The sequence below is a fragment of the Erwinia sp. 2186 genome (assembly GCF_057812255.1).
On sequence record NZ_CM173824.1, the window covers coordinates 2,676,496 to 2,702,064 of the forward strand.

The window sequence follows — 25,569 nt, forward strand, 5'->3', positions numbered from 1 at the left end:
AGGAATCATCATGCAATCAGCAAAAAACTGGTTCGGCCTCCCCTTGTCTTTGATTTGGGGTTATATCGCCATTGCGGTGTTTATGAGTGGCGACGGCTTCGAAATGGCCTTCCTGTCAAAACACATCACCGACCTCGGATTCAGCCCGGCAGAGTCCGCTCTGGTGTTCACGATTTACGGTGCGGCGGCGGCGCTGGCGGCCTGGAGCTCGGGTGTGGTGGCAGAAATTATCACCCCACAGCGCGCAATGCGCATTGGCTTCATCCTTTGGGTGGTGATGCATATCCTGTTTATGACCCTCGGACTGGGCATGCGTAACTATCCGCTGATGTTGCTGTTCTACGGCATCCGTGGGCTGGCGTATCCGCTGTTTATCTACTCGTTTGTGATGCTGGTGGTGCAAAACGTTCCTAAACATCAGCTTTCATCGGCGATGGGCTGGTTCTGGGCGATGTACTCGGTGGGCATTGGCTGTATTGGCAGCTATCTGCCGAGCTTCACCATTCCATGGATAGGCGAAACCGGCACGCTGTGGTTCGCAATTGCCTGGGTGGTGGTCGGCGGCGTCATGGCGATGGTGCTGCTGCGCAAAGTGGGTGGCGAAAGTGAAAAGACCAATCTGACCACCCGGGAGAAGTTCACCGAGCTCTCCCGAGCGGTGACGATTCTGTTCACCAACCGCAATATCTTCCTCGCATGCCTGATCCGCATTATCAATACCCTGTCGCTGTTCGGTTTTGCGGTGATCATGCCGATGCTATTTGTCGGCCGGTTGGGCTTTAGCATGTCGGAGTGGCTGCAGATTTGGGCGGTGTTCTTCTTTATCACCATCTTCACCAATATTATGTGGGGCGTGCTGGGAGAATATATCGGCTGGATCCGTCAGGTTCGCTGGTTCGGTTGCCTGGGTTGCGCCCTGTCCAGCCTGGCGTTTTACTATCTGCCGGTCACCTTTGGCCACAATTACTGGGTGGCGATGATCCCGGCAGTGATGTTAGGGATTACGGTTGCCGCGTTTGTACCGATGACCGCGGTATTCCCGGTGCTGGAACCGAAACATAAAGGTGCGGCCATTTCGATTTATAACCTGTCTGCCGGGTTGAGTAACTTTTTAGCTCCGGCGATCGCCTCGCTGGTTTTGCCCTTCTTTGATATCGTCGGGGTTGTCTGGACCTATACCGGTTTGTACCTGTTTGCGGGGATCTTGACGCTAATCATAAAAGTAGAACAACCTGCTCGCGTGAACGAAAAGAGTAAAACAAAGCACTATTCGGGCAGCATTACCGCAGTGGATAAGCCTTAGGTTTGATTAAAATCAATATATTCAACGGGATGCAAATTTAAACAGCATCCCTTCTTTTTATATGGCTAAAACTGCTCGGATCAGTTCCCTTCTGTGACTAAAAAATGTTAAAATTGACCCCAGTCAATAATCAATCGAGCGTATCTCTATGATCCCGGAAAAGCGTGTTATCAACAGACGTATCCAGTCTGGCGGTTGTGCTATTCACTGTCAGGATTGCAGCATCAGCCAGCTCTGTATTCCCTTCACGTTGAACGAGCATGAGCTCGATCAGCTGGATAATATTATCGAACGCAAAAAGCCGATTCAGAAAGGCCAGACGCTGTTCAAAGCTGGGGACGAGCTGAAATCGCTGTACGCTATTCGTTCCGGAACCATTAAGAGCTATACCATCACCGAACAGGGTGACGAACAGATTACCGGATTCCACCTTGCGGGTGACCTGGTGGGCTTCGATGCCATCAATGGTGGCCAGCATCCGAGTTTCTCCCAGGCGCTGGAAACGGCCATGGTGTGTGAAATTCCGTTTGAAACGCTGGATGACCTGTCAGGCAAAATGCCAAGCCTGCGTCAGCAGATGATGCGCCTGATGAGCGGTGAGATTAAGGGCGATCAGGAAATGATCCTGCTGCTCTCCAAGAAAAATGCCGAAGAGCGCCTGGCGGCCTTTATCTACGGCCTGTCTCGTCGCTTTGCCGAACGCGGCTTCTCTCCACGCGAGTTTCGCCTGACCATGACCCGTGGCGACATTGGTAATTATCTCGGCTTAACCGTTGAAACCATCAGCCGTTTGCTGGGTCGCTTCCAGAAAAGCGGAATGCTGGCGGTAAAAGGCAAATACATCACCATTGAAGATCATGATGTGCTGTCGCAGCTGGCCGGACAAAGCCGCGCCATCGCCTGATTTAACTCCGCCGGGTTGGCCTGCTAACCCGGCGTTTTCTCCCCTTCCCGCCTTTTCAGTGCTGTTTATCTTAGCTTTAGCACCAGCTTTATATAAAAGAAGAAATCACTCGGACTGTTAATTCCCTTACCCAGTCTGGAAAGCGAAATATTCCCCTTAAAGTTGCGCTTAATTTTATCCTTATCCCGTACCCGGTTGCGGTACAGTCCAAGAAAATGTCGCGTCTCAACCAGGGCATGCCGCAATAAACAAAGCCTGACCGACTCATATCCTGGCTTACGGGAATAGTTGATTAATTTTTTAATCACATCGATATAGCTGGTTGCTCTGAGATCAAAATAATCCCCGCGATTGGTAATCGACTGAGCATTGTGCAGATAGGTATAGTCTTTCTCATCCGAAATATAAAAGTTGCCGTTATTGATGGCTAATTCTACCGTCCACAGAATGTCCTTGTGGCTTTTACCTTCATGGAAGGTCATTCGATGCCTGTTGACGTAGTCCGACCTGACCAGCTGTAGCCAAAGGTAATGGGGCCACTCATCGTTATCAACGCAGCTTTGCATCCAGCTGAATCCGCTAATCACTTTATTGCAGGATTGCTTCTGGTGGATCGCAACCTTATGTTCATGGCCGAAGCCATAGCGCCAGGCATTCATCACCAGTACATCAACGTGGTTCTCTTCCGCCAGCATTAAGCGGTTATAGATAAACCCTTCCCCGACACGATCATCCGCATCCAGGAACATCAACCATTTACCGCGGTGAGCGGCTAATCCGGCATTTCTTGCCGCGTAAACGCCCTTGTTCACCTGGTCTATCAATACCACCCGTGGATCGGCGTTGGCGGCGATAATGTCATGGGTGTTGTCGCTGGAACCGTCATTAATGACGATCAGTTCAAAATTAACCCGTGTTTCACGGCAAATTTCGTCTATCAAATCACCAATGCTATCCGCTGCATTAAACACCGGAATAATGATGCTCACATCAATATTATCCGTCATGGGTAAACCACTCTTATTTAACATTGTTGTCAGCCCCAGCATTCTGTTGGCATTGCCGGTTTCTCAGTTCAATCACTTCAGTATGTAAACACTCTTCACACAGCGCTTTATCCGTAGAGGTGACTCTGTCGAATAAATTCCTGTCCTTATCACATCGTTCACACTCTTTTTTCGCTAACACCACATTCAACCCCAAAACATCAATTTTAATCAGATTATTCATTCATGACTTATAATGACTGCCGTTACTAACCAGGCCGCAGATTATTGTTCCGGTCATTCATTGGTTCACGCTTCGGTTATAAAGTTCAGGGTTAGAGATTCCTAAAGTGCGAAATGATGAAGTTAAAAGATTAATTTCAACGGCTTGATGGCAGGATGTTTTTAACACCAACGGCTTTGAATCACCCCTTTTTCTGATTTCTGAAAAATGACCGCGTCTTGCTTTGCACACGCCAGCTACCGCTGATAGCGTTGGGTTACCGGCGCCGGGTTGGCAACGCGGTTTTGCTAAGCCTTTTTTCTGCTGTTGTTAGCCGGATGGCGAGGTGTGAATAGCCTGCTTATTATTTGTTATAATATTGATCCGCCTATAACTTTTTCCTTCTGCACGGGCCGCTATTGGGCTATCTTTAACCTATCACGATCAGTGTCTGGAGAACCCGTTATGACCAAGTATCAAAACATTCTCGTGGCGGTCGATCCGCAGCAGGACGATCAGCCTGCGCTACGCCGTGCCGTGTACCTGAACCAGCGCCTCGGTGGCCGGATCACGGCTTTCCTGCCGATTTATGATTTCTCATACGAAATGACCACCCTGTTGTCGCCTGATGAACGCACCACCATGCGGAAAGGCGTGGTCAGTCAGCGCACCGAATGGATCCGCGAACAGGCCCAGTCTTATCTGGATGCGGGCGTCCACATTGAGATCAAGGTGATCTGGCATAACCGCCCTTACGAGGCGATCATTCAGGAAGTGTTGAATGGACGTTATGACCTGGTGCTGAAGATGGCTCACCAGCACGATCGCCTGCAGGCCGTGGTCTTTACCCCTACCGACTGGCATCTGCTGCGTAAATGCCCGTGTCCGGTTTGGATGGTGAAGGATCAGCCGTGGCCTGAAGGTGGCCGCGCCGTGGTGGCCGTTAACCTTGCCAGTGAAGAACCGCATCATGACCCACTCAATACCAAGCTGGTGAAAGAGACGCTGGAACTGGCTGATTTAGTCAACCATACCGAAGTCCATCTGGTGGGTGCTTACCCGATTACCCCCATAAATATCGCCATTGAACTGCCGGACTTTGACCCGAGCGTTTATAACGATGCGATCCGCGGTCAGCATCTGCTGGCGATGAAAGCGCTGCGGCAAAAATTCAGCATTGATGAGAAGTTTACCCACGTCGATAAAGGCCTGCCGGAAGAGGTTATCCCGAATTTAGCGGAACATCTGGATGCGGGTGTGGTGGTATTAGGCACGATTGGCCGAACCGGGATATCTGCGGCGTTCCTCGGCAATACCGCGGAACAGGTTATTGATCATCTGCGCTGCGATTTGCTGGCGATTAAGCCCGACGGTTTTACCTCGCCGATTGAACTTGATGATGATGAAGACGATTAATATCAGTCTCTGAACAAAAAAAAGGCCGGGAAATCCCGGCCTTTTTTTACACCTGAAGCCCCCGCTGACGGGGCATTTTTACAGGGCTTTCAGAATGGCATCGACGGTGGCTTTCGCATCACCGAACAGCATCTGCGTGTTTTCCTTAAAGAACAGTGGGTTCTGCACCCCCGCATAGCCGGTATTCATTGAACGCTTAAATACCACCACGTTTTGCGCTTTCCACACCTCTAACACCGGCATACCCGCGATTGGACTGCGTGGATCTTCCTGCGCAGCCGGGTTTACCGTGTCGTTGGCACCAATCACCAGCACGGTATCGGTGCTGCTGAAATCGTCGTTGATTTCATCCATTTCCAGCACGATGTCGTACGGAACACGCGCTTCAGCCAGCAGCACGTTCATGTGCCCAGGCAGACGACCCGCGACCGGATGGATACCAAAACGAACCTTGATGCCCCGGGCGCGCAGCTTTTCAGTAATTTCCGCCACCGGATATTGCGCCTGCGCGACCGCCATGCCGTAGCCTGGGGTAATGATCACCGAGGTGGAGTTTTTCAGCATGTCTGCCGTGCCTTGCGCATCAATCTCACGGTGTTCACCCACTTCATCGGTTTCACCGGTTGAGCTGCTGTCGGTGCCAAACCCACCGGCAATCACGCTGACAAACGAGCGGTTCATCGCCTTACACATAATGTACGAGAGGATCGCCCCGCTGGAGCCCACCAGCGCACCGGTGACGATCAGCAGATCGTTGCTGAGCATAAAGCCCGCTGCCGCCGCTGCCCAACCTGAATAGGAGTTGAGCATTGACACCACCACCGGCATATCCGCGCCGCCGATTGAGGCCACCAGATGCCAGCCGAAAGCCAGCGCAATCACCGTCATAATCAGCAGAGCAAACACCTGTACTCCGGTGCTGTCGGTGCGGACAAAGGCAATCAGCAGGCAGAGTGAAACCACCAGCGCCAGCAGATTCAGCTTATGACGATGCGGCAGCATCAACGGACGGGATGAAATTTTGCCGCGCAGTTTGCCAAAGGCCACCAGAGAACCGGTGAAGGTCACCGCACCAATAAAGATGCCGATAAACACTTCGGTCAGATGGATATTTTCCAGCACCAAATCAAGGCCCGGGCCATGATCGAGGTAGCTGTTAAAGCCCACTAACACTGCGGCCATACCGACAAAGCTGTGCAGCACGGCAACCAGCTCTGGCATTTCAGTCATTTCGACCTTCTTCGCCAGACGGATACCGATGGTGCCACCGATGACCATCGCTAACAGGACCCAGCCAACGTTGCCGCTGTCCGGACCAAGCAAGGTCGCCAGCAGCGCAATCGCCATACCGCTGATACCGAACAGATTGCCCTGTTTAGCCGTCTCATGTTTCGCCAGCCCAGCCAGGCTGCAGATAAAAAGAATTGCGGCAACAATGTATGCTGCAGTCACTAATCCTTCAGACATTGATTACCCCTTAGTTCTTACGAAACATTTTCAGCATGCGCTGAGTGACGGTGAAACCACCGAAAATATTAATACTGGCAATCAGCACCGCAACAAAGGACAGGAAGCTGACCCAACCGCCATGACCGATTTGCAGGACGGCACCGACCACGATGATGCCTGAAATGGCATTGGTCACCGACATCAGCGGCGTGTGCAGGGCATGGCTGACGTTCCAGACCACGTAATAGCCGACCACACAAGAGAGTGCAAAAACGGTAAAGTGCGACAGGAACGCCGCAGGTGCGACATTGGCGAACCAGCCAAACAGCACGATCGCCAGCGCGAACAGCACATATTTACGCAACGGAGAAACCGGCGCCTTCTCAACTTTCTCGACAGCTTTCGCCGCTGGAGCCGCTTTCGGGGCAGCAGACACCTGAATCGGCGGTGCTGGCCAGGTCACTTCACCTTCACGGATAACCGTGACGCCGCGGATCACCACATCCTCGAAATCTACGCTGATTTCGCCGTTTTTCTCTTTGCACAGCAGCTTCAGCAGGTTAACCAGATTAGTGCCGTACAGCTGTGAGGACTGCGTCGGTAAACGGCTTGGCAGATCGGTATAACCGATGATTTTCACGCCGTTTGCGGTGGTGGTCACTTGATCGGCGACGGTCAGTTCGCAGTTACCGCCGGTTTGCGCCGCTAAATCGACAATCACGCTGCCCGGCTTCATCGAAGCCACCATCTCAGCGGTGATCAGCTTCGGTGCCGGGCGCCCTGGGATCAGCGCGGTAGTGACAATAATGTCGACCTCTTCGGCTTGTGCCGCAAATAACGCCATCTCCGCCTTAATAAAGGCTTCTGACATCACTTTTGCGTAGCCGTCGCCACTGCCCGCTTCCTCTTCAAAGTCCAGCTCAAGGAACTCGGCGCCCATGCTCTGCACCTGCTCTTTCACTTCCGGGCGGGTATCAAAAGCACGGACAATCGCGCCAAGGCTGCCAGCGGCACCAATCGCTGCCAGACCCGCCACACCCGCACCGATCACCATCACTTTTGCCGGCGGTACTTTGCCTGCGGCGGTGATTTGACCGGTGAAGAAGCGGCCAAACTCATGGGCGGCCTCAACAATCGCGCGGTAGCCGGCGATGTTGGCCATCGAACTCAATGCATCCAGCGACTGAGCGCGTGAAATGCGCGGCACGGCGTCCATCGACATCACGGTCACGTTGCGCGCTGCCAGTTTCTCCAACAGTTCAGGATTCTGGGCTGGCCAGATAAAGCTCACCAGCGTGCTGCCCTCGCGGGTCAAGGCAATCTCGGCATCATCCGGTGCATTGACCTTAAGAATAATGTCTGACTGCCAGACGGTAGCGGTGTCGACCAGGGTGGCGCCGGCGGCCGCATAGGCAGCATCATCAAAACTGGCCAGCTTCCCGGCATCGTGCTCAATCGCCACGGTGAAGCCGAGTGCTAAAAGCTGCTCTACCGTTTTCGGTGTTGCAGCGACTCGCGCTTCGTTGGGCAACCGCTCTTTGGTTATTCCAATTAGCATAATAATCCCTTTCATCAGAGGTGAAATGATGGTTGGTCCTGCTGCAACGGCCCAAACGACCGGTGCAGGATCTGTTTCAAACTGTTTATAACCTACTGAAAATATGTGCTGCGATCCAGCCACGGCACGACACTTCGCGACTTTTCATATAAAAATTCAGAGGAAAGCGGCAAAGGCATCACTTTGATACTGTATTTACTCGACAAACACGCATAATCTGCTAGCAAAAAACATCCTGACGGGCCTGCCAGCGTGGGAAAAACATATTATTTAACAATGAATTAACGATATAAGTGATATCAATAACCAGCTTAGGTGGTAAGCGGACGGCTAAGCGCGCAATTTAACAATTATTTAATATCCTCACCGTGGGTGTGCTCAGCGCAGACAACCAATCGCTCAAAATGGCTGAGACAGCAGGCATTATTACATGCAATAATCGGCTGCTAATCTGTTACACATCAAGAGTCCAGCACGTTTTCGTACTCATTTTTTGCGTAAGGCGAAGGATTATTTTTATGAAGCTGAAGAACACCATTCTGGCGTCAGCCCTGTTGTCACTCACATCATTATCCGCTTTTGCGGCACAGGAACTGTCACCAGAAAAAGCGGCCGCGCTGAAACCCTTTGATCGTATTGCGATTTCTGGCCGTTTTAATGCGATTAACGACGCCAGCGCTGCCGTGTCAAAACGTGCCGATGAGTTGGGCGCCGCTTCTTATTACATTCAAAGTATTAATGATACCAACGGCAATGGCGGGAACTGGCGTGTTGTGGCAGACGTGTATCACAATGATGCGCCTGCAGCGGCACCTTCCAACGACCGCGTGATCAACGGCGTTCGTGAACTGAATAAAGCTGAAGCCTATAAATTAGAACCTTACGATACGGTTTCGATCAGTGGTTTCTACCGCAGTCAGCCTGACGTCAACGATGCCATCACTAAAGCGGCAAAAGAGAAAGGCGCTGCGTCCTTCTTTATTGTTCGTCAGATTGATGCCAACAGCGGCGGCAACCAGTACATCACCGCCTATGTCTACAAAGCCAATGCGCCAGAGCGTAAAGTTCAGTCTCCAGACCTGATCCCTGCTGATTCTCAAGCCGGTAAAGCGGCGCTGGCGGCGGGTGGTGCGGAAGCGGCGAAGGTACAAATCCCAGGTGTTGCGTCCTCGCAAACGCCAAGCGCGGATGTGGGACGTTTCTTCGAAACGCAATCCTCTACCGGTCAACGCTACACGGTCAAAACACCGGACGGCAAGAGCGTGCAGGAAGTGAGCGCTATCACTGCGGCACAGATGCAGCCGTTCGACAGCGTGACCTTTACCGGCCACTTCGGTACCCCAACCGAAATTTCTGATGCTGTTGGTCAGGCGGCGATTAAGAAAGGCGCGAAGTACTATCACATCACGCGTCAATGGTCTAACCAGAGCGGCGGTAACCTGACGGTCTCTGCTGACCTGTTCAAGTAATCTCGTCAGAAGACGGCTCCCGGGCCGTCTTCTCTCTTTTGCATACTTCCTACCCTGATTGTGCATAACCAGTCACAAACCAGCCTGTTCGCATTGCATCTCCTGCCCTCACTCCGTAGAATCCCCGCCTTCTTCAGTTGATCCCTTCACGGCCCATGCTGTTTACACGCATTAAACGCGACGGATTATCACTGAACTGGTGTTTTATTCTGCTATCGGGATGCTTTTTTGGACAAAAAATTAGGTCTTACCGCGCTGACCGCGTTGGTTCTCAGCTCGATGCTTGGCGCGGGCGTATTCAGCCTGCCGCAAAATATGGCGGCAGTTGCCAGCCCGGCAGCGCTGTTGATCGGCTGGGCCATCACCGGCGCGGGCATTATTTTGCTGTCACTGGCGTTGCTGTTACTGACGCGCCTGAAGCCCGAACTGGATGGCGGCATTTTTACCTATGCCCGTGCAGGTTTTGGTGAGCTGGTCGGGTTTTGTTCCGCCTGGGGCTACTGGCTTTGTGCGGTGATCGCCAACGTTTCCTATCTGGTGATTGTCTTTTCCGCGCTCAGCTTCTTTACCGATTCGCCGGGACACGTGGTGTTCGGTGATGGTAACACCTGGCAGGCGGTACTCGGCGCTTCCGTGCTGCTGTGGATGGTGCACTGGCTGGTGCTCCGTGGCGTGCAAACCGCCGCCAGCATCAATCTGGTGGCCACGTTGGGTAAGCTGGTGCCGTTAGGGCTGTTTGTGGTGCTTGCCGCCGTGGCATTTAACTATGACCGCTTCCATTTTGACTTTACCGGCCTGGCGCTGCACACGCCGGTCTGGCAGCAGGTGAAAGACACCATGCTGATAACCCTGTGGGTGTTTATCGGCGTGGAAGGCGCGGTGGTGGTGTCTGCCCGCGCGCGTAATAAGAAGGATGTGGGCCGCGCGACCTTACTGGCGGTAATGGCGGCACTGATTGTTTATCTGCTGGTCACCCTGCTCTCTTTAGGCCTGGTGCCAAGAGCGGAACTGGCTGGCATGCGCAATCCATCGATGGCCGGATTAATGACCCGTCTGGTCGGATCCTGGGGAGATGTGATCATCGCCGTGGGCTTAATTGTGTCGGTGTGCGGTGCGTATCTCAGCTGGACGATTATGGCCGCCGAAGTGCCGCTGATGGCCGCAGAGCATGGCGCCTTCCCGCGATCGCTGGCAAAGCAGAACCGTCGCGGCGCGCCTTCCGCGTCGCTGTGGCTAACCAATATCAGTGTGCAGGTGTGCCTGGTGTTGATCTGGCTGACGGGGTCGGATTACAACACGCTGCTGACCATTGCCTCAGAAATGATCCTGGTGCCGTATTTCCTGGTGGGTGCGTATCTGTTTAAGGTGGCGCGTCAGCTAAACCGACCGGGCATCATGGCTATCGCCAGCGGCGCCAGTGCGTATGGCCTCTGGCTGCTGTATGCCTCAGGCCCACTGCATCTGCTGCTTTCGGTAGTGCTGTATGCGCCAGGCGTGCTGCTGTTCCTGTTTGCCCGCCGGGGTGGACGCGGCACAGCGCAGCTTAACGTGCTGGAAAAAGGGGCGATGGCATTGCTGGTGGTGGCGTCGGCACCTGCGATGTGGATGCTGGTTCGCTAGTGCGAAAAGGCCGGAAGGTTGACCGTTAAGCGGTCATCTTTCTGCTGCAGGGTCAGCGGCTTGACGTACTCCTGATGGACGAGGTCAAGCTGACGATCCGAAAGCGGATAAGGCAGAAGAATATCAAACTGCTCAATGTGTTGTTGTTCAGCGAGGGTAATCAATCGGGCGATGTTTATCTCATCGCTGACCTGGGTCGAAATGATTTGTAACGCCAGCGCTTTGAGTCTTTCAGAAGGGATTTCAGGCAGGTCGCGGGAGTTTCGGGTCACCACACCGAAAATCGGGATAACCCCATAGATCGCATCCATAAAGCTCCAACGCTTTTTGCAGGATGCGGCGAGAAAATCGATATAATTGAGGCAGATATAATCACTGCACCCGGCAGATGCCAGCTTATTATCAGACACTCTCGTTCTCCTTTCTCTCAAGATTATTCCCCTGAGCCGCCACGGCAACCCGGCGGATATAATGGCATAGTATAGGGTGCTTATACTATACATCTGACGTTATTTAGCAGCGGGTAATAGTAGTTAAGTTTAACAAAGGGTAATCTTGCCTTTCCATTTCAGAAAAACAGCCCTATGAACAAAATCGTGTTTGTCGAAGATGACCAGGATGTTGGCGAACTGATCGCCGCGTACCTGAGTCGCCATGATATTGAAGTGATTGTTGAAAGCCGTGGCGATCGGGCCGAAGCGACCATCGCGGCAGCCATGCCAGACCTGGTGATGCTGGATATTATGCTGCCTGGCAAAGACGGCATGACCTTGTGTCGGGACCTGCGTGCTGGCCAGGACTGGTCGGGGCCGATCGTGCTGCTGACGTCTCTCGACAGCGACATGAATCACATTCTCTCTCTCGAGATGGGGGCCAATGATTACATTCTGAAAACCACCCCACCCGCGGTATTGCTTGCGCGGTTACGCCTGCATTTGCGTCAGGCTGGCAGCAGCCAGAGTGATGATATCGCGCCCAAAGTTGCCGGTCAGAATGCATTGCGCTTCGGCACGCTGGCTATCGATCCGGTCAACCGCCAGGTTTCGCTGAATAATGACGTGGTCGCCCTTTCAACTGCGGACTTTGATCTGCTGTGGGAGCTGGCGACGCATGCCGGGTCGATCCTTAACCGCGATGCCCTGCTGAAAACGCTGCGTGGCGTCAGCTATGATGGCATGGATCGCAGCATTGACGTGGCGATCTCCCGCCTGCGTAAAAAGTTGCTGGACAGCGCCACCGAACCCTATCGCATCAAGACCATTCGTAATAAGGGCTACCTTTTTGCGCCACACGCTTGGGACGCTAAATGAAGAAGCTGTTTATTCAGTTTTACCTGCTGCTGTTCGTCTGCTTTCTGGTCATGGCGATGCTGGTCGGCCTGGTGTATAAATTCACCGCCGAGCGGGCCGGTCGTCAGTCGATGGACGACCTGATGAAAAGCTCGCTCTATCTGATGCGCAGCGAACTGCGTGAAATTCCGCCACGCGACTGGAATAAAACCATCGATAATCTGGAGCTGAATTTATCTTTCAAGCTGCATATAGAACCGATGAGCAGCTATCAGCTGGATCCTCCTACCCTGCGCCGCTTGCGCGCGGGTGAGATTGTGGCGCTGGACGATCAGTACACCTTCCTGCAGCATATTCCCCGCAGTCACTATGTGCTGGCGGTTGGGCCTATTCCCTATCTGTTCTTCCTGCATGAGATGCGCATTCTGGATATCGCGCTATTAGCCTTTATTGGCATCTCGCTGGCGCTGCCGGTGTTTATCTGGATGCGACCGCACTGGAAAGACATGCTCAGGCTGGAAACGGCCGCCCAGCGCTTTGGCCAGGGCCATCTGAACGAGCGCATCCATTTCGACAGCGCCTCCAGCCTGCTGCGCCTCGGGGTGGCGTTTAATCAGATGGCCGACAACATCAATACGCTGGTGGCCAGTAAAAAACAGCTGATTGACGGCATTGCCCATGAATTACGCACCCCGCTGGTTCGCCTGCGTTACCGGCTGGAAATGAGCGATAACCTCACCGATGCCGAAGCGGCGGCGCTGAACCGGGACATTGGTCAGCTTGAAGCGCTGATTGAAGAACTGCTGACCTACGCCCGGCTGGATCGCCCTAAGGTTGATCTGAATTTGCAGTCACTGGATTTAGCCGAATGGCTGCGGGAACGGCTGGATGATATCCGCTCGGTTCAGCCTGACTTCACTATCGAACTGGATATGCCGCAGCGTCAAAACCTGGGCGTGGCGGATACTCGCCTGATGGAGCGGGTGCTGGACAACCTGGTCAACAACGCGCTGCGTTATGCTGACCAGCGGCTGCGGGTCGGCCTGTGGTTTGACGGTGATACTGCCTGCCTGCAGGTCGAAGACGATGGTCCGGGCATTCCGCTGGAAGAGCGCGAGCGCGTGTTCGAGCCCTTCGTGCGTCTCGATCCCAGCCGTGACCGCGCGACTGGCGGCTGTGGCCTGGGCCTGGCGATTGTCCACTCCATTGCCCAGGCATTTGACGGCTATGTGCTGATCGATGCCAGCCCGCTCGGCGGCGCCAGCGTTCGCTTTTGCTGGCCAGTTAATTTACCCTTATCGTCACCTCGCGCTGCCTGACAGCGCCATAAATCATTCAAGGGAGCGCCATGTCATCTGCCTACGCTAATTTAACCCGGACCTTCACGCGCCTGTCGCGATTCGGCCACCTCTCCGCCATTGCTGGCTGGGATATGATGACCATGATGCCGCCAGGTGGCAGCAGCGCGCGCGGTGCTGCCCTGGCGGAACTGAGCGTGCTGCAGCACGAAATCCTGACCGCAAAAGAGGTTGGCCACTGGCTGGATGAAGCTGAACAGGCTTCACTGAATGATGTTGAGCGCGCCAACCTGTTCGAGATGCGCCGCGCATGGCAGCAGGCTGCCCTGCTTCCCGCCTCGCTGGTGGAAGCCAAATCGATTGCCGGTTCCCGTTGTGAGCACGCCTGGCGTCAGCAGCGTCCGGCTAACGACTGGCAAAGGTTTGCAGAGAACCTGAAGGAAGTGGTGAAGCTGAGCCGCGAGGAAGCCGAAATCCGCGCCCAGGCTAACGGTTGTTCGCGCTACGATGCGCTGCTGGATATTTACGAGCCGGGCATGACCAGTGCCAAACTGGATAAGACCTTTGGCGAGATCAAAGAGTGGCTGCCATCGTTACTGCAGCGCATTGTTGATAAGCAGGCTCAGGAAGTGGTGGATGTGCCGGTTGGCCCGTTTGCGGTCGAATCGCAGAAACAGCTGGGTCTGGCGGTGATGAAGCAGCTGGGCTTTGATTTCAATGCGGGCCGACTGGATGTCAGCGCGCATCCGTTCTGCGGCGGCGTTCCTGATGACGTGCGCATCACCACCCGCTATAACGAGAACGAATTTATCAGCGCGATGATGGGCGTGATCCACGAAACCGGTCATGCGCGCTACGAGCAGAACCTGCCAAAGCAGTGGGCAGGCCAGCCGGTTGCTCATGCCCGCTCCACCGCGATCCACGAATCGCAAAGCCTGTTCTTTGAAAAACAGCTCGGACGCAGCGCGGATTTCCTCAGCCTGCTGCTGCCCCAGGTTAAGCTGCTGATTGGCGATCGTCCGGAGCTGGAAGAAGGCAATTTTATCGCGCTGAATCAGCGGGTGAAGCCAGGCCTGATCCGCGTTGATGCCGATGAAGTCAGCTACCCGGCACACATCATTCTGCGTTATGAGATTGAACGTGCGTTAATCGAAGGCGAGATTGATGTCGACGATATCCCGGATCTCTGGCAGGAAAAAATGCAGTCACTGCTGGGTCTGGATACCACCGGCAACTACCGTGACGGCTGTATGCAGGATATTCACTGGACCGATGGTGCCTTTGGTTATTTCCCAACCTATACCCTGGGTGCCATGTACGCCGCTCAGCTGTTCCAGGGCGTGAAGAAAGCGCTGCCTGACGTTAATGAACTGCTGCGCGAAGGCAACCTGCAGCCGGTATTTGACTGGTTACAGCAAAATATCTGGCAGCACGGCAGCCGTTTCAGTACCAAACAGCTGATTGAGAACGCCACCGGGGAAGATCTTAACCCGCAATACTTCCGTCAACATCTGGAAAATCGTTATTTAAACGGCTTCTGATCCCCCTGCAAGGCAGGCTACACGCCTGCCTTCCTCACTTCGTACAATCCGTTACACGCCGATACCAATCACTCACTGAAAGCCTTTCCCCCTTCTCATATAGTTACTTCACCGGCCCCGCAGTGGGCTGACACATGAACTAAACTTTTGAGGGTTTTTCAATGAAAAAATTATTTGCTCTGGTTGTAGCCGCTGCAATGGGTATGTCTTCAGTTGCTTTCGCTGCTGAAACCACCGCCGCTCCAGCAACCACTTCTGCTGCAACGACTGCTGCTCCGGCTAAAGCGACTACCGCTAAGCATCACAAAAAACACAAAGCAACTGTGCAGAAAGCGCAGGCTGCCAAGAAAGTGCACCACAAGAAAACCGCTAAGAAGCCAGTAGCTCAGAAAGCGCAGGCTGCTAAGAAAGTGCACCACAAGAAAGCCGCTAAGCCAGTAGCTCAGAAAGCGCAGGCAGCGAAAAAAGTACATCACAAGAAAGCCACTAAGCCAGTTGCTCAGAAAGCGCAGGCTGCTAAAAAAGTGCACCACAAGAAAGCCGCTAAGCCAGTCGCTCAGAAAGCGCAGGCTGCTAAAAAAGTGCACCACAAGAAAGCCGCTAAGCCAGTAGCTCAGAAAGCTCAGGCAGCGAAAAAAGTACACCACAAGAAAGTTGCTAAGAAAGCCGCTGCTCCTAAAGCGTAATTCATGAAGCGGGAGCCAGACTCCCCCCTCAACAGCCTTTCAATCAAACACCCGGATTATTCCGGGTGTTTCTTTCCTGGAGTATCGGATGATGGTGCGTCGCTATTTATTCGAAATTATCCTGGGCTTTATGATCCTTTGTGGTGTTATCGCCGCCAGTTTTTACCTGTAACTTTCGTAGCGTGCTGATATTCCAAATTAAACTCCCTTTTTTTTGACTATACGACTATAGTTATTATCACGCCGTGGTTAACTCCCCCCACTAATTCTCCACTCAGAGAGAGACATGCGACTGACAGCTGTTTTTTTAATCGGATGTTTAGCCTTTTCGTTTTATGCCCACGCAGATGATGACGATGAAAGCCCAAGTGCCGCTGACGTCAAAACCCTGTTCTTTGGGAAAGACGATCGCAAACCTGTCGCTGATACCGCCAGCCAACCTTGGGAAGCCATCGGCCAACTGGAAACGGCAAGCGGCAATCTCTGTAGCGCTACCCTGATCTCTGCGCACCTGGTTCTGACCGCCGGCCATTGCCTGCTGGCCCCGCCGGGTAAAGTCGATAAAGCCATTGCTCTGCGCTTTATTTCCAATACCAAAGGTCGCTGGCGTTATGATATTCACGATATCGAAACCCGTGTCGATCCCGAACTCGGCCATAAATTAAAAGCAGACGGTGACGGCTGGATTGTCCCTTCTTCTGCGGCCCCTTATGATTACGGTCTGATTATTTTGCGCAATCCGCCTTCCGGTATTACGCCAATCCCGTTATTTGACGGCAGCCGCAGCGATTTAACCGATGCGTTAAAAACCCAGGATCGCAAAGTGACCCAGGCAGGCTATCCGCTGGATCATCTGGAAACGTTGTATTCTCATAGCGATTGTCTGGTGACCGGCTGGGCGCAAAAAGGCGTGCTTTCACACCAGTGTGATACCTTGCCTGGCGACAGCGGTTCCCCGCTATTACTGAAGGTGAATGATGCGTGGCAATTGATTGCGGTGCAAAGCTCAGCACCCGCGGCGAAAGACCGTTATCAGGCCGATAACCGGGCGATTGCCGTGACCGCTTTCCGCGATAACCTGGAAGCATTAGCTCAGGAATAAGTCAGACGGGCAAGTGAGGTTCTGATTCGCTCCTGAATCTACCCCGCTTGCCCTTACCCCGTTAACTCCTTCCCCATCCTGCAACAATGATCAGCATGCCGCTAAAGGCGATGATGGCACCCAGCCAGTCGTACTGGCTCAGCTTTACACCATCGACAAAACGCAACCACAGTAACGCGGTCACCACATAGACGCCGCCGTAAGCGGCATAAACGCGTCCGCTCGCCGCAGGATGCAGAGTTAACAGCCAGACAAAGGCGGCAAGACTGGCCGCTGCCGGCAGCAGCAGCAACACAGAACCGCCCTTTTTAAGCCACAGGTACGGCAGGAAACAGCCTATAATTTCTGCCAGCGCGGTGAGAAAAAACAGCAAGGTTGTCTTAAAAAACAGCATTCATTCACTCTCTGAAACCTAAACGAAGACGCGGCTGACTGGTGAGCCTTTTCAGCCTGATGATATACTATCTTAAGCATACGCTTGCCGACAGGCGTTGGGATCAACAGCAAAACCAAGGAAATGACGATGAAACAATGGCAAAAACATCTGAGCAAGGCTGCTCTGCCGCTGGTGCTTTTTGGCACTTTGTTCAGCATCCAGCACAGCGCACAGGCGCAAACTGACAGGTTGATTATTCAGGATGGCAATAATGCCCTGAGCAATGAGCAGGCTCGTCAGGAAAAAGAGCAATGGGATGAAACTCATCGTTTACGTAACAAAGTAAACTCGCGCGTTGAGAAGAATTTCGACAAGTACGATCGGGCTGCTGATACCCGTGATGCCTGCGATCAAAGTCTGAACGTGAATGCCTACTGGGAGCCGAATACTCAGCGCTGCCTGGATCGCCGCTCTGGTCGTCAGATCATTGCGCCCTGAGCTGCTATAGTTAGCACAGTATTGATAGCACACGCAAAAATAGGGATGACATGATGAAACACACTAAGTGGATGTTAGCCGCACTGATGGTTGTTGCACCTCTGGCCGCACAGGCTTCCTGTGAAACGGTAAAAGCGGATATTAATCAGAAGATTATCAATAATGGCGTAGCGGCGGGCGATTTCTCGCTGGATATCGTGCCAAACGATCAGGCAGACCAGGCCGGCGGCCAGGTTGTCGGTCACTGTGAAAACGATACGCAGAAAATTGTCTATAAGCGCAACGGCGCCGATAATGACGCGGTGCCAGCCAGCACCGGCACTTCACAGGATGCACCCGCTTCCTGACGCGTTGGGGGCGAAACGCTTCGCCCCCTTTAACTCTTTAACTCTTCAACTCTTCAACTCTTCAACTCTTCAACAATTCTGCCATGCCCGTGCCACCTAATGCGGTTTTGTCGCCGGGATAAATCGCGCGATCACCAGACTCGCCATCGCAATGCCCACCGACACCGCAAAAACCCAATGCAACGACAAGGCAATCTCACTCACCATCTGGTGCAGCGTGCCATGATGCAACGCTTCACGCTGTGAATGCGACATGATTTGTTGTACCGGATCGTTGTAATCCGGCAGGCGGATCAGCAGGTTATAGTTAAGTACCGCGCCCAATACCGCCGTGCCCAGCGCTGAACCCAACATGCGGCTAAACATAATCGATGCGGTGCAGATGCCGCGAATATGAAACTCCGCAGTGTTTTGTACCGCAATCAGGAAGGTGGTGCTGGTCATCCCCATGCCGGTGCCGATCACAAAAGCTGATATCCCGGCGTGAAAGACCGAACTGTTGCTGTGTAGCGTCAGTAGCATCGCCGTGCCTACGATTAACAACACCGAACCCAACTGCGCGGTAAACCGGTATGAGGTTCGCTGCATCAATCTGCCACTGAGGGTGCTGGCGAGCGGCCAGCCGATCGACATCATCGCTAACGCACTGCCAGCCTGCAGCGGCGTGCCGCCGTTTACCCCCTGAATCCAGGTGGGCAGAAAGGCACTGATCCCCATCATCGCCGCGCCAATCACCAGATTTCCGGCATTGCCGGCGACCAGCGTGCGGCTGCGCCAGATAGCCATCGGGAACAACGGCTCATCAGCGCCCCGCTCTTGCCTGACTAACGCATAGCCCGACAACAGAGCGATGACCAACAGCGCCACCGACCAGTAACCGAGGCTCTCGGCCTGTAACAACGCCGTTAACAGCGCTGTCACGGTGAGCATTAACCAGCCGCTGCCGGCCAGATTGAGCTTTTGCGTCTGTTCTTTGCTGGATTCAGGAAACCATTTGGCCAGCATCAGCATCGAGATAATGCCAATCGGCACGTTTACCCAAAATATCAGCGCCCAGTTAAAGTGCTGAACGATCCACGCGCCGGTCAGCGGTCCGGTAATGGCCGCAATTCCCCATACGCTGGAAAGCCACCCTTGAATGCTGGCCCGCTCTTTAGGCGGGTAAACATCGGCGATGATGGTTGAGGTCAGCGGCATAATCGCCCCTGCGCCCAGCCCCTGAAATGCGCGGAACAGGATCAGCCACGCCATATTGCTGGCAAATCCACAGAGTATTGAGCCGATCAAAAACAGTGAAGTGCCAATAAAGAACACCCGTTTCCGGCCCCAGAGGTCCGCCAGACGTCCGTAGATTGGCACGCTCACTGCCTGAGTCAGCAGGTAGATAGAAAAAACCCAACCAAACAGCGAAAAGCCGCCGAGTTCGGCAATGATCGTTGGCATGGCGGTAGCAACAATAGTCACTTCAATGGCCGCCATAAACATCGCCAGCATGGCGGCGACCAGTATCCAGTGGCGATGCGTGACCTGGTGTTGTGCTGATTCAGACATAGGGTTCCCTTGATAAACTCCTTCTATTCTGGCCTGGTTTTAAGGACAGAGTTTCCGAAACGTGCTTTCTTATAAACGGCTATTTGTTACGGTGTCACCAATTTGACGATAAAATATTTTCATTGAACTCAAGCCAGTGCTGGTAAGGCTTCTGCATCAGTATGGTCGAAAACTATCCTACTGATTTTCGGCCTAAAACTTGGCACAGCCGTGACTAGCCTGCTATAGGTTTTAAGGCGCTTTCAAACCCTTTATCCAATAAAAGCGTTTAACGTCACATTTATAACCGTTTCCGGGGCACGCTTCATTCCGGAATATCAGGGAGAAAGGAATTCATGCAAAACCAAACGCTTCTCCGGCGTGCTGCACTGGCCGTTCTGTTTCTTGCCGTAGTCATTGGCTTGCTGGTATACGGCCTGGGCGTTGAAAGCATCAAAGCCCGCCAGGTAGACCTGGTGTACCTTGGCCAGCAGCATATGATGCTGGTGTTCTGGTCAATGCTGTTCGCCTTGCTGGTCGGCATCCCCAGTGGGATTATCCTCAGCCGCCCCGCCGCCCGAAAGTGGGCCGAGTATGTCATGCAGATCTTCAATGTGGGTAACACTTTACCGCCCCTCGCCGTTCTGGCGCTGGCGATGGTGGTGATTGGCATTGGCGATCGTCCGGCGATTATCGCCCTGTTCCTCGCGTCTTTGCTGCCCATTGTGCGAAATACCTATTCGGGCCTGTGTTCGGTGCCGGCCTCGCTGATTGAAGCGGCCAACGGCATTGGCATGACCAAAGGTCAGCGCCTGCGTAAGGTAGAATTGCCCAATGCCTGGCCGGTGATGCTGTCCGGCATCCGTGTGGCTACCGCAATTAACGTCGGAACCGCGCCGCTGGCGTTTCTGATTGGTGCCAGTAGCTATGGCGAGCTGATCTTCCCCGGCATCTACCTTAACGACTTCCCGACGCTGATCCTGGGTGCCGCTGCGACCGCGCTGTTTGCGCTGATCCTCGATATGTTGCTGGCAGGCCTTGGCCGTCTGGTCAGCCCGCATACGGCCGTTTAGAAGAATAATAAGGAGCAATACATGGCTAAGGCCTCTTCGTTAACCCGCTGGGTTCGTCATACCGCACTGGCGCTGAGCGCCACGCTGGCCATGAGTGCCACCGTGGCCGCCGCTGAACCGATTGTGATGGCGACGAAAAGCTTCACCGAGCAGCATATCCTTTCCGCGTTGACCACCCAGTATCTGCGCAAGAAAGGTTTCCAGATTGAAGCGAAAACCAATATCGCCACCACCATCGGCCGCAATGCGATGATCAATAAGCAGGTTGATATGACCTGGGAATATACCGGCACCTCGCTGATTATTTTCAACCATATCAACAAGGCGATGTCCTCGAAAGAGGCTTACGAGACGGTGAAAAATCTTGATGCCAAACTTGGCCTGGTATGGCTCAATCCGGCGCCAATGAACAACACCTACGCGTTTGCTATGCAGCGCAAACGTGCCGATGAAGAGCATATCGACACCATGTCACAGCTGGTGGCGAAGATTGAAGAGGTGCGCAAAAACGATCCCGACCATAACTGGATGTTAGGGCTGGATCTGGAATTTGCCGGCCGCTCTGATGGCATGAAACCTCTGCAGAAAGCCTACAACATGCCGCTGGATCGCCCGCAAATCCGCCAGATGGACCCAGGCCTGGTGTACAACGCCATTCGTGATGGTTTTGTCGATGCCGGACTGATCTATACCACCGATGGCCGCGTAAAAGGGTTCGAGCTGAAAGTGCTGAAGGATGATAAGAACTTCTTCCCAAGCTACGCGGTAACGCCGGTGGTCACCAAAGAGACGCTGGATTCCCATCCGGGACTGGCCGATGCGCTAAATACCCTGTCACCGTTTATCACCGATGAAGCCATCACCGAGATGAACAAGCGCGTTGATATCGATCATCAGTCGCCGCAGACGGTCGCGAGTGATTTCCTTAAATCGAAAGGCTTAATCTAAGGAGGCAGTATGGATACCATTCATTATATTATTGATAACTGGAGCTATTTAGCCTCACTGACCTTTCAGCATCTGTGGCTGGTCGGGCTGGCCGTCGGTATGGCGATCGTCATCGGCGTACCGCTCGGCATCGTCATTGTTCGCTATAAGTGGCTGGCAACGCCGGTGCTGGGCCTGGCGACTATCGTGCTGACCATCCCGTCTATCGCGCTGTTTGGCCTGATGATCCCGCTGTTTTCCATGATCGGTCAGGGAATTGGCGTGCTGCCTGCGGTCACCGCGGTATTCCTCTATTCCCTGCTGCCGATTGTGCGCAACACCCATACCGCGCTGGAAAACATCCCGCCGGGTTTGCGTGAAGCGGGACGCGGGATCGGCATGACCTTTTCGCAGCGTCTGCGTTGGGTGGAGATCCCAATGGCGCTGCCGGTCATTTTCGGCGGTATTCGTACCGCGGTGGTGATGAATGTAGGTGTCATGGCGATTGCCGCCGTGATTGGTGCGGGTGGTCTCGGCCTGCTGTTGCTTGATGGCATCAGCGGCAGTGACGTCCGTATGTTGATTGCAGGCGCGCTGATGATTTGTTTGCTGGCAATTATTCTCGACTGGCTGCTGCACCGCTTGCAGCTGGCGCTGACTCCGAAGGGGATTCGATAATGATAAAACTGGAAAATCTCACTAAAACGTTTAGCCAGAAAAATGGGTCCACCTTTAATGCCGTGGATAACGTCAGCCTGAACGTGCCGGAAGGCGAAATGTGTGTGCTGCTCGGCCCTTCTGGCTGCGGGAAGTCCACCACGCTGAAAATGATTAACCGTCTGATCCCGTCAACCAGCGGCAAAATCCTGATTAATGGCGAAGACACCAGCGGGCTGGATACGGTGACGCTGCGCCGCAACATCGGCTATGTGATCCAGCAGATTGGTCTGTTCCCTAACATGACCATCGAAGAGAACATTACCGTCGTGCCAAAAATGCTTGGCTGGGATAAAAAGCGCTGTCGTGAGCGCGCGACTGAGCTGATGAGCATGGTGGCGCTGGATCCGAAAACCTTCCTGCACCGCTATCCGCGTGAGATGTCCGGCGGACAGCAGCAGCGTATCGGCGTGATCCGTGCGCTGGCCGCAGATCCACCGGTACTGCTGATGGATGAGCCCTTCGGCGCGGTCGACCCGATCAACCGTGAAGTGATCCAGAATGAGTTTCTGGATATGCAGCGCCAGCTAAAGAAAACGGTGATGCTGGTCAGCCACGATATTGATGAGGCGTTGAAACTGGGTGACCGCATCGCGGTATTCGGTCAGGGGAAAATCGTGCAGTGCGCCAGCCCGGATGAGCTGCTGGCGAAGCCGGCTAACGACTTTGTTGGCTCTTTCGTTGGCCAGGACCGTACGCTGAAACGCCTGCTGCTGGTTCAGGCCGGCGACGTTACCGATCAGCAGCCCACCATCACCGTGAAGAAGAATACGCCGCTGTCTGAAGCGTTCGGCATGATGGATGACAACGACATGCGCTCCATTACCGTAGTGGATGATGACGGCAAGCCGCTGGGCTTTGTAAAACGTCGTGAGGCGCGCGGTGCCACCGGACAGTGCATTGAAATGCTGAACAAGTTTACCGTCACCGGTCGTGCGGAAGAGAACCTGCGTATCGTGCTGTCGAAACTGTATGAGCACAATCTGGTGTGGATGCCGATTGTCGATGAAGAAGGCCGATACAGCGGGGAGATTTCGCAGGATTATATTGCGGGCTATCTGAGTTCCGGTCGTACACGTCGCGCCTTGAACCTGTCCTGATCCGAGGTTAACTGACTTTCAGCAATAGGGACGCCGCTGAAAGTCAGTTAAGGGCCTTTTCCTGTCAGGCCGATGCAAACCGTCAAAACCTGACTGCGCTTAAATCGATGTATTTCGCCAAATCGCGCGTTTCAGCCCGTGGCAGATACGGCAGTTCCCCTAACAACGGTGCTTGAATGCTATTGCTCAACACCTTAATAATTTCAGCGTAATGCGCCAGCCCCGGATTGATGCGGTTCGCGACCCAGCCCAGCAGCGGCAAACCATCATTAATAATCGCTTCCGCCGTTAACAGCGCATGACTCAGGCAACCCAGCTTGATGCCGACCACCAACACCACCGGAATTTTCTCTTCCACCACCCATTCAGAAAGCGGCCGTAAATCAGTCATCAGGCTGCGCCAGCCGCCGGTACCTTCCACCACCACATAATCCGCCTGCTCAGTTAACGCACTGAGTCCGGTGCTTAATGTGGCGTAATCAACAAAGATGTCCTGACTGGTGCTCACCTCATCATCGAGCACGGTGAACGGATTGATCGCGGCATAAGGCAATTGCAGCGTGGAGGAAGATTGCAGGATCAGCGCATCTTTGTTCCTGAGCCCCTGCTCTGTTTGCTGGCTGCTTTTGGCGACAGGCTTATAGCCCACCGTGCTTTTATTGCCTTCAGCCAGCTTCTGCAGGAGCGCGCGGCTGATTACGGTCTTCCCAACTTCAGTATCCGTGCCCGTCACAAATATCCGCTTCAACATTGCTGCCCTCCATTAGTCATTACCGATCAAATTGATTAAAAAGAATTAACAATTAACAACCGGCATAGTAGGACAGTCTGCGGAAAGTCAGCTTGCGTTAGCGCAATATTTTATCGATAAGCGAGGAGAATCAGCCCTGCAGCAGTTTAACCAGCAGGGTGCCGTCATAAAGGGCATCTTTTACCAGCGCGGCACCTGGCATCGTTCCGACGTTAAGAAATTGTGTCGGCTCGAGGGCGATCTGCTGGCTGTAAGTCGGGAGAGACTGGCGATGGATGCAATCAGCTATCGCCGGGAAGAGAATGTCTCTGGCCTGATTGAGCGGAGAACCAATCAGTATTTTTTGTGGATTAAACAGGTTGACCATGATCGCCACAATGCGTCCCACGCTGTGACCGACACCGACGATCAGCTCGGTAGCCAATGGGTCGCCTTGTAAGGCTGCATCGCACAACGCTTCCAGCGTCAACGGTTGGTCATGCAGCGTGCTGTCAGCGGAGGTTTCGAGCCGCAGCGCCGCTTGTTCCAGCAGGTTCTCGCTGCTGGCAACGGTTTCCAGACAGCCGTGATTGCCGCAGTAGCACTGCTTGCCGTGAGGATCGACCTGGGTATGACCAATTTCAACCAGCGTGCTGCTGCCGTTATGTAACAGTCTGCCGCCGGTGATCACGCCGGCACCCACCTGATGGTCAATCACCACCTGGATGACGTTCTTCGCTTCCTGAGCGGCACCAAATAACGATTCCGCCAGCGTCCAGGCACAAACATCATGCTGAATATAGACCGGCAGACCGGTCCGCTTTTCCAGCTCGGGACCCAGCGGCATATCGGTGATGTGATAGAAAGGCATGCGATGAACTATGCCGCTGCGGGCATTGAGAATGCCGGGCAAGGTGATGGCGATCGCCGTCAGACGCTCGAGTTTCTGCTGATGACGGATAAAGAAGGCGTCCACTTCAGCTATAATGCGCCCGACTAACGGCTCGCTGTTTTCCACCGGCAACGGGCAGAGATCCTCGGTCACCAGCTGGCTGCTTAGATCGCGTAACGAGAGGGTAATATCACCGTTGCCAATACGAACTGAAAGGTAATGCCAGGCCTGAGTATCAAGAATTAATCCCACCGCGGGACGGCCGCGGCTGCCGGCTTCCTGAAACTCGGTTTCCTGAACCAGATGGGCTTCCAGCATCTCACGCACAATCTTGGTGATGCTGGCAGGCGCAAGCTGCGCCTTGCGGGCTAATTCTATACGCGAAATGGGACCAAACCGATCAATCAGCCGATAAACTGCCCCTGCATTTGTCTGTTTGATCTGGTCAATGTGGCCAGGCTGACCGTCCGCTATCACACCCCTGCTCCCACTTATTTTCGCGCTTCAAAATAAAGCTTTCGGTCATGGTGAAACA

General features: G+C 53.7%; 25 protein-coding genes. 17 read left to right on the plus strand and 8 right to left on the minus strand.

Annotated features, from left to right (window positions below; all coding sequences use genetic code 11):
- The first annotated feature begins 10 nt into the window (after positions 1-10).
- Positions 11-1,303 carry an MFS transporter gene (locus ACXKZG_RS12325; RefSeq protein WP_488874935.1) on the plus strand — a complete coding sequence of 431 codons (1,293 nt, stop codon included), beginning with the start codon at positions 11-13 and terminating at the stop codon, positions 1,301-1,303.
- Between the two features lie 148 nt (positions 1,304-1,451).
- Positions 1,452-2,207 (plus strand): fumarate/nitrate reduction transcriptional regulator Fnr, encoded by a 756-nt coding sequence (gene fnr, locus ACXKZG_RS12330; RefSeq protein WP_013202029.1) that lies wholly within the window; start codon positions 1,452-1,454, stop codon positions 2,205-2,207.
- A 65-nt stretch (positions 2,208-2,272) separates the two neighbouring features.
- On the opposite strand, the gene ACXKZG_RS12335 is transcribed toward fnr, so the two are convergent.
- Positions 2,273-3,256 carry a glycosyltransferase gene (locus ACXKZG_RS12335; RefSeq protein WP_488874936.1) on the minus strand — a complete coding sequence of 328 codons (984 nt, stop codon included), beginning with the start codon at positions 3,254-3,256 and terminating at the stop codon, positions 2,273-2,275.
- A 625-nt stretch (positions 3,257-3,881) separates the two neighbouring features.
- On the opposite strand from ACXKZG_RS12335, the gene uspE reads away from it, so the two are divergent.
- Complete coding sequence (gene uspE, locus ACXKZG_RS12340; protein ID WP_013202026.1) at positions 3,882-4,832, plus strand: universal stress protein UspE; 951 nt, start codon at positions 3,882-3,884, stop codon at positions 4,830-4,832.
- 78 nt (positions 4,833-4,910) lie between these two features.
- Here uspE and pntB read toward each other — a convergent pair whose 3' ends face one another.
- Together pntB and pntA are read right to left on the minus strand one after the other, a co-directional pair.
- Positions 4,911-6,299 (minus strand): Re/Si-specific NAD(P)(+) transhydrogenase subunit beta, encoded by a 1,389-nt coding sequence (gene pntB / locus ACXKZG_RS12345; protein WP_013202025.1) that lies wholly within the window; start codon positions 6,297-6,299, stop codon positions 4,911-4,913.
- Positions 6,300-6,309: 10 nt separating this feature from the next.
- The gene (pntA, locus tag ACXKZG_RS12350) at positions 6,310-7,839 is read right to left on the minus strand and encodes a Re/Si-specific NAD(P)(+) transhydrogenase subunit alpha (protein WP_134824048.1); all 1,530 of its coding nucleotides are present in this window, start codon (positions 7,837-7,839) and stop codon (positions 6,310-6,312) included.
- Positions 7,840-8,357: 518 nt separating this feature from the next.
- On the opposite strand from pntA, the gene ydgH reads away from it, so the two are divergent.
- A complete protein-coding gene (gene ydgH / locus ACXKZG_RS12355) occupies positions 8,358-9,308 on the plus strand; it encodes a DUF1471 family protein YdgH (RefSeq protein WP_013202023.1) in 951 nt (316 codons plus the stop codon).
- Between the two features lie 228 nt (positions 9,309-9,536).
- Positions 9,537-10,928, plus strand: coding sequence for an amino acid permease (locus ACXKZG_RS12360; RefSeq protein WP_013202022.1), 1,392 nt, complete (start codon positions 9,537-9,539; stop codon positions 10,926-10,928).
- Here ACXKZG_RS12360 and ACXKZG_RS12365 read toward each other — a convergent pair.
- Positions 10,925-11,338 (minus strand): hypothetical protein, encoded by a 414-nt coding sequence (locus ACXKZG_RS12365; protein ID WP_013202021.1) that lies wholly within the window; start codon positions 11,336-11,338, stop codon positions 10,925-10,927. The two genes, ACXKZG_RS12360 and ACXKZG_RS12365, sit on opposite strands and share 4 nt — an antisense overlap.
- Positions 11,339-11,512: 174 nt before the next feature.
- Between ACXKZG_RS12365 and rstA the strand changes: the two genes are divergently transcribed.
- The 6 genes from rstA to ACXKZG_RS12395 all read left to right on the plus strand — a co-directional run bounded on the left by rstA (position 11,513) and on the right by ACXKZG_RS12395 (position 16,844).
- On the plus strand, positions 11,513-12,238 hold the full coding sequence (gene rstA, locus ACXKZG_RS12370; protein WP_134824047.1) for a two-component system response regulator RstA: 726 nt from the start codon (positions 11,513-11,515) through the stop codon (positions 12,236-12,238).
- Positions 12,235-13,536: a two-component system sensor histidine kinase RstB gene (gene rstB, locus ACXKZG_RS12375; protein ID WP_053143416.1), complete on the plus strand. Its 1,302-nt coding sequence runs from the start codon at positions 12,235-12,237 to the stop codon at positions 13,534-13,536. The genes rstA and rstB overlap by 4 nt, the downstream gene beginning before the upstream one ends.
- Positions 13,537-13,565: 29 nt before the next feature.
- The gene (locus tag ACXKZG_RS12380) at positions 13,566-15,056 is read left to right on the plus strand and encodes a carboxypeptidase M32 (RefSeq protein WP_134824046.1); all 1,491 of its coding nucleotides are present in this window, start codon (positions 13,566-13,568) and stop codon (positions 15,054-15,056) included.
- Positions 15,057-15,217: 161 nt separating this feature from the next.
- Entirely contained in the window at positions 15,218-15,742 is a 525-nt protein-coding gene (gene asr / locus ACXKZG_RS12385; protein WP_134824045.1) for an acid resistance repetitive basic protein Asr, read from the plus strand.
- 91 nt (positions 15,743-15,833) lie between these two features.
- Positions 15,834-15,914, plus strand: a complete 81-nt coding sequence (ydgU, locus tag ACXKZG_RS12390; protein WP_471721134.1) for a small membrane protein YdgU — start codon at positions 15,834-15,836, stop codon at positions 15,912-15,914.
- A 114-nt stretch (positions 15,915-16,028) separates the two neighbouring features.
- Positions 16,029-16,844, plus strand: a complete 816-nt coding sequence (locus tag ACXKZG_RS12395) for a trypsin-like serine peptidase (protein WP_053143422.1) — start codon at positions 16,029-16,031, stop codon at positions 16,842-16,844.
- Between the two features lie 61 nt (positions 16,845-16,905).
- On the opposite strand, the gene ACXKZG_RS12400 is transcribed toward ACXKZG_RS12395, so the two are convergent.
- Entirely contained in the window at positions 16,906-17,238 is a 333-nt protein-coding gene (locus ACXKZG_RS12400; RefSeq protein ID WP_013202015.1) for a YnfA family protein, read from the minus strand.
- Positions 17,239-17,367: 129 nt separating this feature from the next.
- On the opposite strand from ACXKZG_RS12400, the gene ACXKZG_RS12405 reads away from it, so the two are divergent.
- Positions 17,368-17,718 (plus strand): DUF1283 family protein, encoded by a 351-nt coding sequence (locus ACXKZG_RS12405; protein WP_013202014.1) that lies wholly within the window; start codon positions 17,368-17,370, stop codon positions 17,716-17,718.
- Positions 17,719-17,768: 50 nt separating this feature from the next.
- Positions 17,769-18,065, plus strand: a complete 297-nt coding sequence (locus ACXKZG_RS12410; protein ID WP_013202013.1) for a DUF1161 domain-containing protein — start codon at positions 17,769-17,771, stop codon at positions 18,063-18,065.
- 96 nt (positions 18,066-18,161) lie between these two features.
- Here the strand turns inward: ACXKZG_RS12410 and ACXKZG_RS12415 are convergent, their stop codons facing one another.
- On the minus strand, positions 18,162-19,616 hold the full coding sequence (locus ACXKZG_RS12415) for an MDR family MFS transporter (RefSeq protein ID WP_488874937.1): 1,455 nt from the start codon (positions 19,614-19,616) through the stop codon (positions 18,162-18,164).
- A 335-nt stretch (positions 19,617-19,951) separates the two neighbouring features.
- On the opposite strand from ACXKZG_RS12415, the gene osmY reads away from it, so the two are divergent.
- Genes osmY through osmV form a run of 4 tightly spaced genes read left to right on the plus strand, consistent with a single transcriptional unit; the run spans position 19,952 to position 23,412 of the window.
- The gene (gene osmY / locus ACXKZG_RS12420; RefSeq protein WP_013202011.1) at positions 19,952-20,668 is read left to right on the plus strand and encodes an osmoprotectant ABC transporter permease OsmY; all 717 of its coding nucleotides are present in this window, start codon (positions 19,952-19,954) and stop codon (positions 20,666-20,668) included.
- Between the two features lie 21 nt (positions 20,669-20,689).
- Complete coding sequence (locus ACXKZG_RS12425) at positions 20,690-21,616, plus strand: glycine betaine ABC transporter substrate-binding protein (protein ID WP_134824043.1); 927 nt, start codon at positions 20,690-20,692, stop codon at positions 21,614-21,616.
- Between the two features lie 9 nt (positions 21,617-21,625).
- Positions 21,626-22,273, plus strand: a complete 648-nt coding sequence (gene osmW / locus ACXKZG_RS12430) for an osmoprotectant ABC transporter permease OsmW (protein WP_013202009.1) — start codon at positions 21,626-21,628, stop codon at positions 22,271-22,273.
- Positions 22,273-23,412: an osmoprotectant ABC transporter ATP-binding protein OsmV gene (osmV, locus tag ACXKZG_RS12435; protein WP_013202008.1), complete on the plus strand. Its 1,140-nt coding sequence runs from the start codon at positions 22,273-22,275 to the stop codon at positions 23,410-23,412. Before osmW ends, osmV begins: the two co-directional genes overlap by 1 nt.
- 82 nt (positions 23,413-23,494) lie before the next feature.
- Here osmV and bioD read toward each other — a convergent pair whose 3' ends face one another.
- Entirely contained in the window at positions 23,495-24,163 is a 669-nt protein-coding gene (gene bioD, locus ACXKZG_RS12440; RefSeq protein WP_134824042.1) for a dethiobiotin synthase, read from the minus strand.
- A gap of 130 nt (positions 24,164-24,293) precedes the next feature.
- A complete protein-coding gene (gene mlc / locus ACXKZG_RS12445; protein WP_134824041.1) occupies positions 24,294-25,511 on the minus strand; it encodes a sugar metabolism global transcriptional regulator Mlc in 1,218 nt (405 codons plus the stop codon).
- Between the last annotated feature and the right edge of the window lie 58 nt (positions 25,512-25,569).

Coding starts and splice junctions, on each gene's coding strand:
- osmW (WP_013202009.1), top strand. CDS start 21,626: ATGGATACCATTCATTATATTATTGATAACTGGAGCTATTTAGCCTCA.
- rstB (WP_053143416.1), top strand. CDS start 12,235: ATGAAGAAGCTGTTTATTCAGTTTTACCTGCTGCTGTTCGTCTGCTTT.
- ACXKZG_RS12400 (WP_013202015.1), bottom strand. CDS start 17,238: ATGCTGTTTTTTAAGACAACCTTGCTGTTTTTTCTCACCGCGCTGGCA.
- rstA (WP_134824047.1), top strand. CDS start 11,513: ATGAACAAAATCGTGTTTGTCGAAGATGACCAGGATGTTGGCGAACTG.
- ACXKZG_RS12325 (WP_488874935.1), top strand. CDS start 11: ATGCAATCAGCAAAAAACTGGTTCGGCCTCCCCTTGTCTTTGATTTGG.
- osmY (WP_013202011.1), top strand. CDS start 19,952: ATGCAAAACCAAACGCTTCTCCGGCGTGCTGCACTGGCCGTTCTGTTT.
- asr (WP_134824045.1), top strand. CDS start 15,218: ATGAAAAAATTATTTGCTCTGGTTGTAGCCGCTGCAATGGGTATGTCT.
- ACXKZG_RS12395 (WP_053143422.1), top strand. CDS start 16,029: ATGCGACTGACAGCTGTTTTTTTAATCGGATGTTTAGCCTTTTCGTTT.
- pntA (WP_134824048.1), bottom strand. CDS start 7,839: ATGCTAATTGGAATAACCAAAGAGCGGTTGCCCAACGAAGCGCGAGTC.
- osmV (WP_013202008.1), top strand. CDS start 22,273: ATGATAAAACTGGAAAATCTCACTAAAACGTTTAGCCAGAAAAATGGG.
- pntB (WP_013202025.1), bottom strand. CDS start 6,299: ATGTCTGAAGGATTAGTGACTGCAGCATACATTGTTGCCGCAATTCTT.
- ydgU (WP_471721134.1), top strand. CDS start 15,834: ATGGTGCGTCGCTATTTATTCGAAATTATCCTGGGCTTTATGATCCTT.
- ydgH (WP_013202023.1), top strand. CDS start 8,358: ATGAAGCTGAAGAACACCATTCTGGCGTCAGCCCTGTTGTCACTCACA.
- ACXKZG_RS12415 (WP_488874937.1), bottom strand. CDS start 19,616: ATGTCTGAATCAGCACAACACCAGGTCACGCATCGCCACTGGATACTG.
- ACXKZG_RS12410 (WP_013202013.1), top strand. CDS start 17,769: ATGATGAAACACACTAAGTGGATGTTAGCCGCACTGATGGTTGTTGCA.
- ACXKZG_RS12335 (WP_488874936.1), bottom strand. CDS start 3,256: ATGCTGGGGCTGACAACAATGTTAAATAAGAGTGGTTTACCCATGACG.
- uspE (WP_013202026.1), top strand. CDS start 3,882: ATGACCAAGTATCAAAACATTCTCGTGGCGGTCGATCCGCAGCAGGAC.
- bioD (WP_134824042.1), bottom strand. CDS start 24,163: ATGTTGAAGCGGATATTTGTGACGGGCACGGATACTGAAGTTGGGAAG.
- fnr (WP_013202029.1), top strand. CDS start 1,452: ATGATCCCGGAAAAGCGTGTTATCAACAGACGTATCCAGTCTGGCGGT.
- ACXKZG_RS12425 (WP_134824043.1), top strand. CDS start 20,690: ATGGCTAAGGCCTCTTCGTTAACCCGCTGGGTTCGTCATACCGCACTG.
- ACXKZG_RS12405 (WP_013202014.1), top strand. CDS start 17,368: ATGAAACAATGGCAAAAACATCTGAGCAAGGCTGCTCTGCCGCTGGTG.
- ACXKZG_RS12380 (WP_134824046.1), top strand. CDS start 13,566: ATGTCATCTGCCTACGCTAATTTAACCCGGACCTTCACGCGCCTGTCG.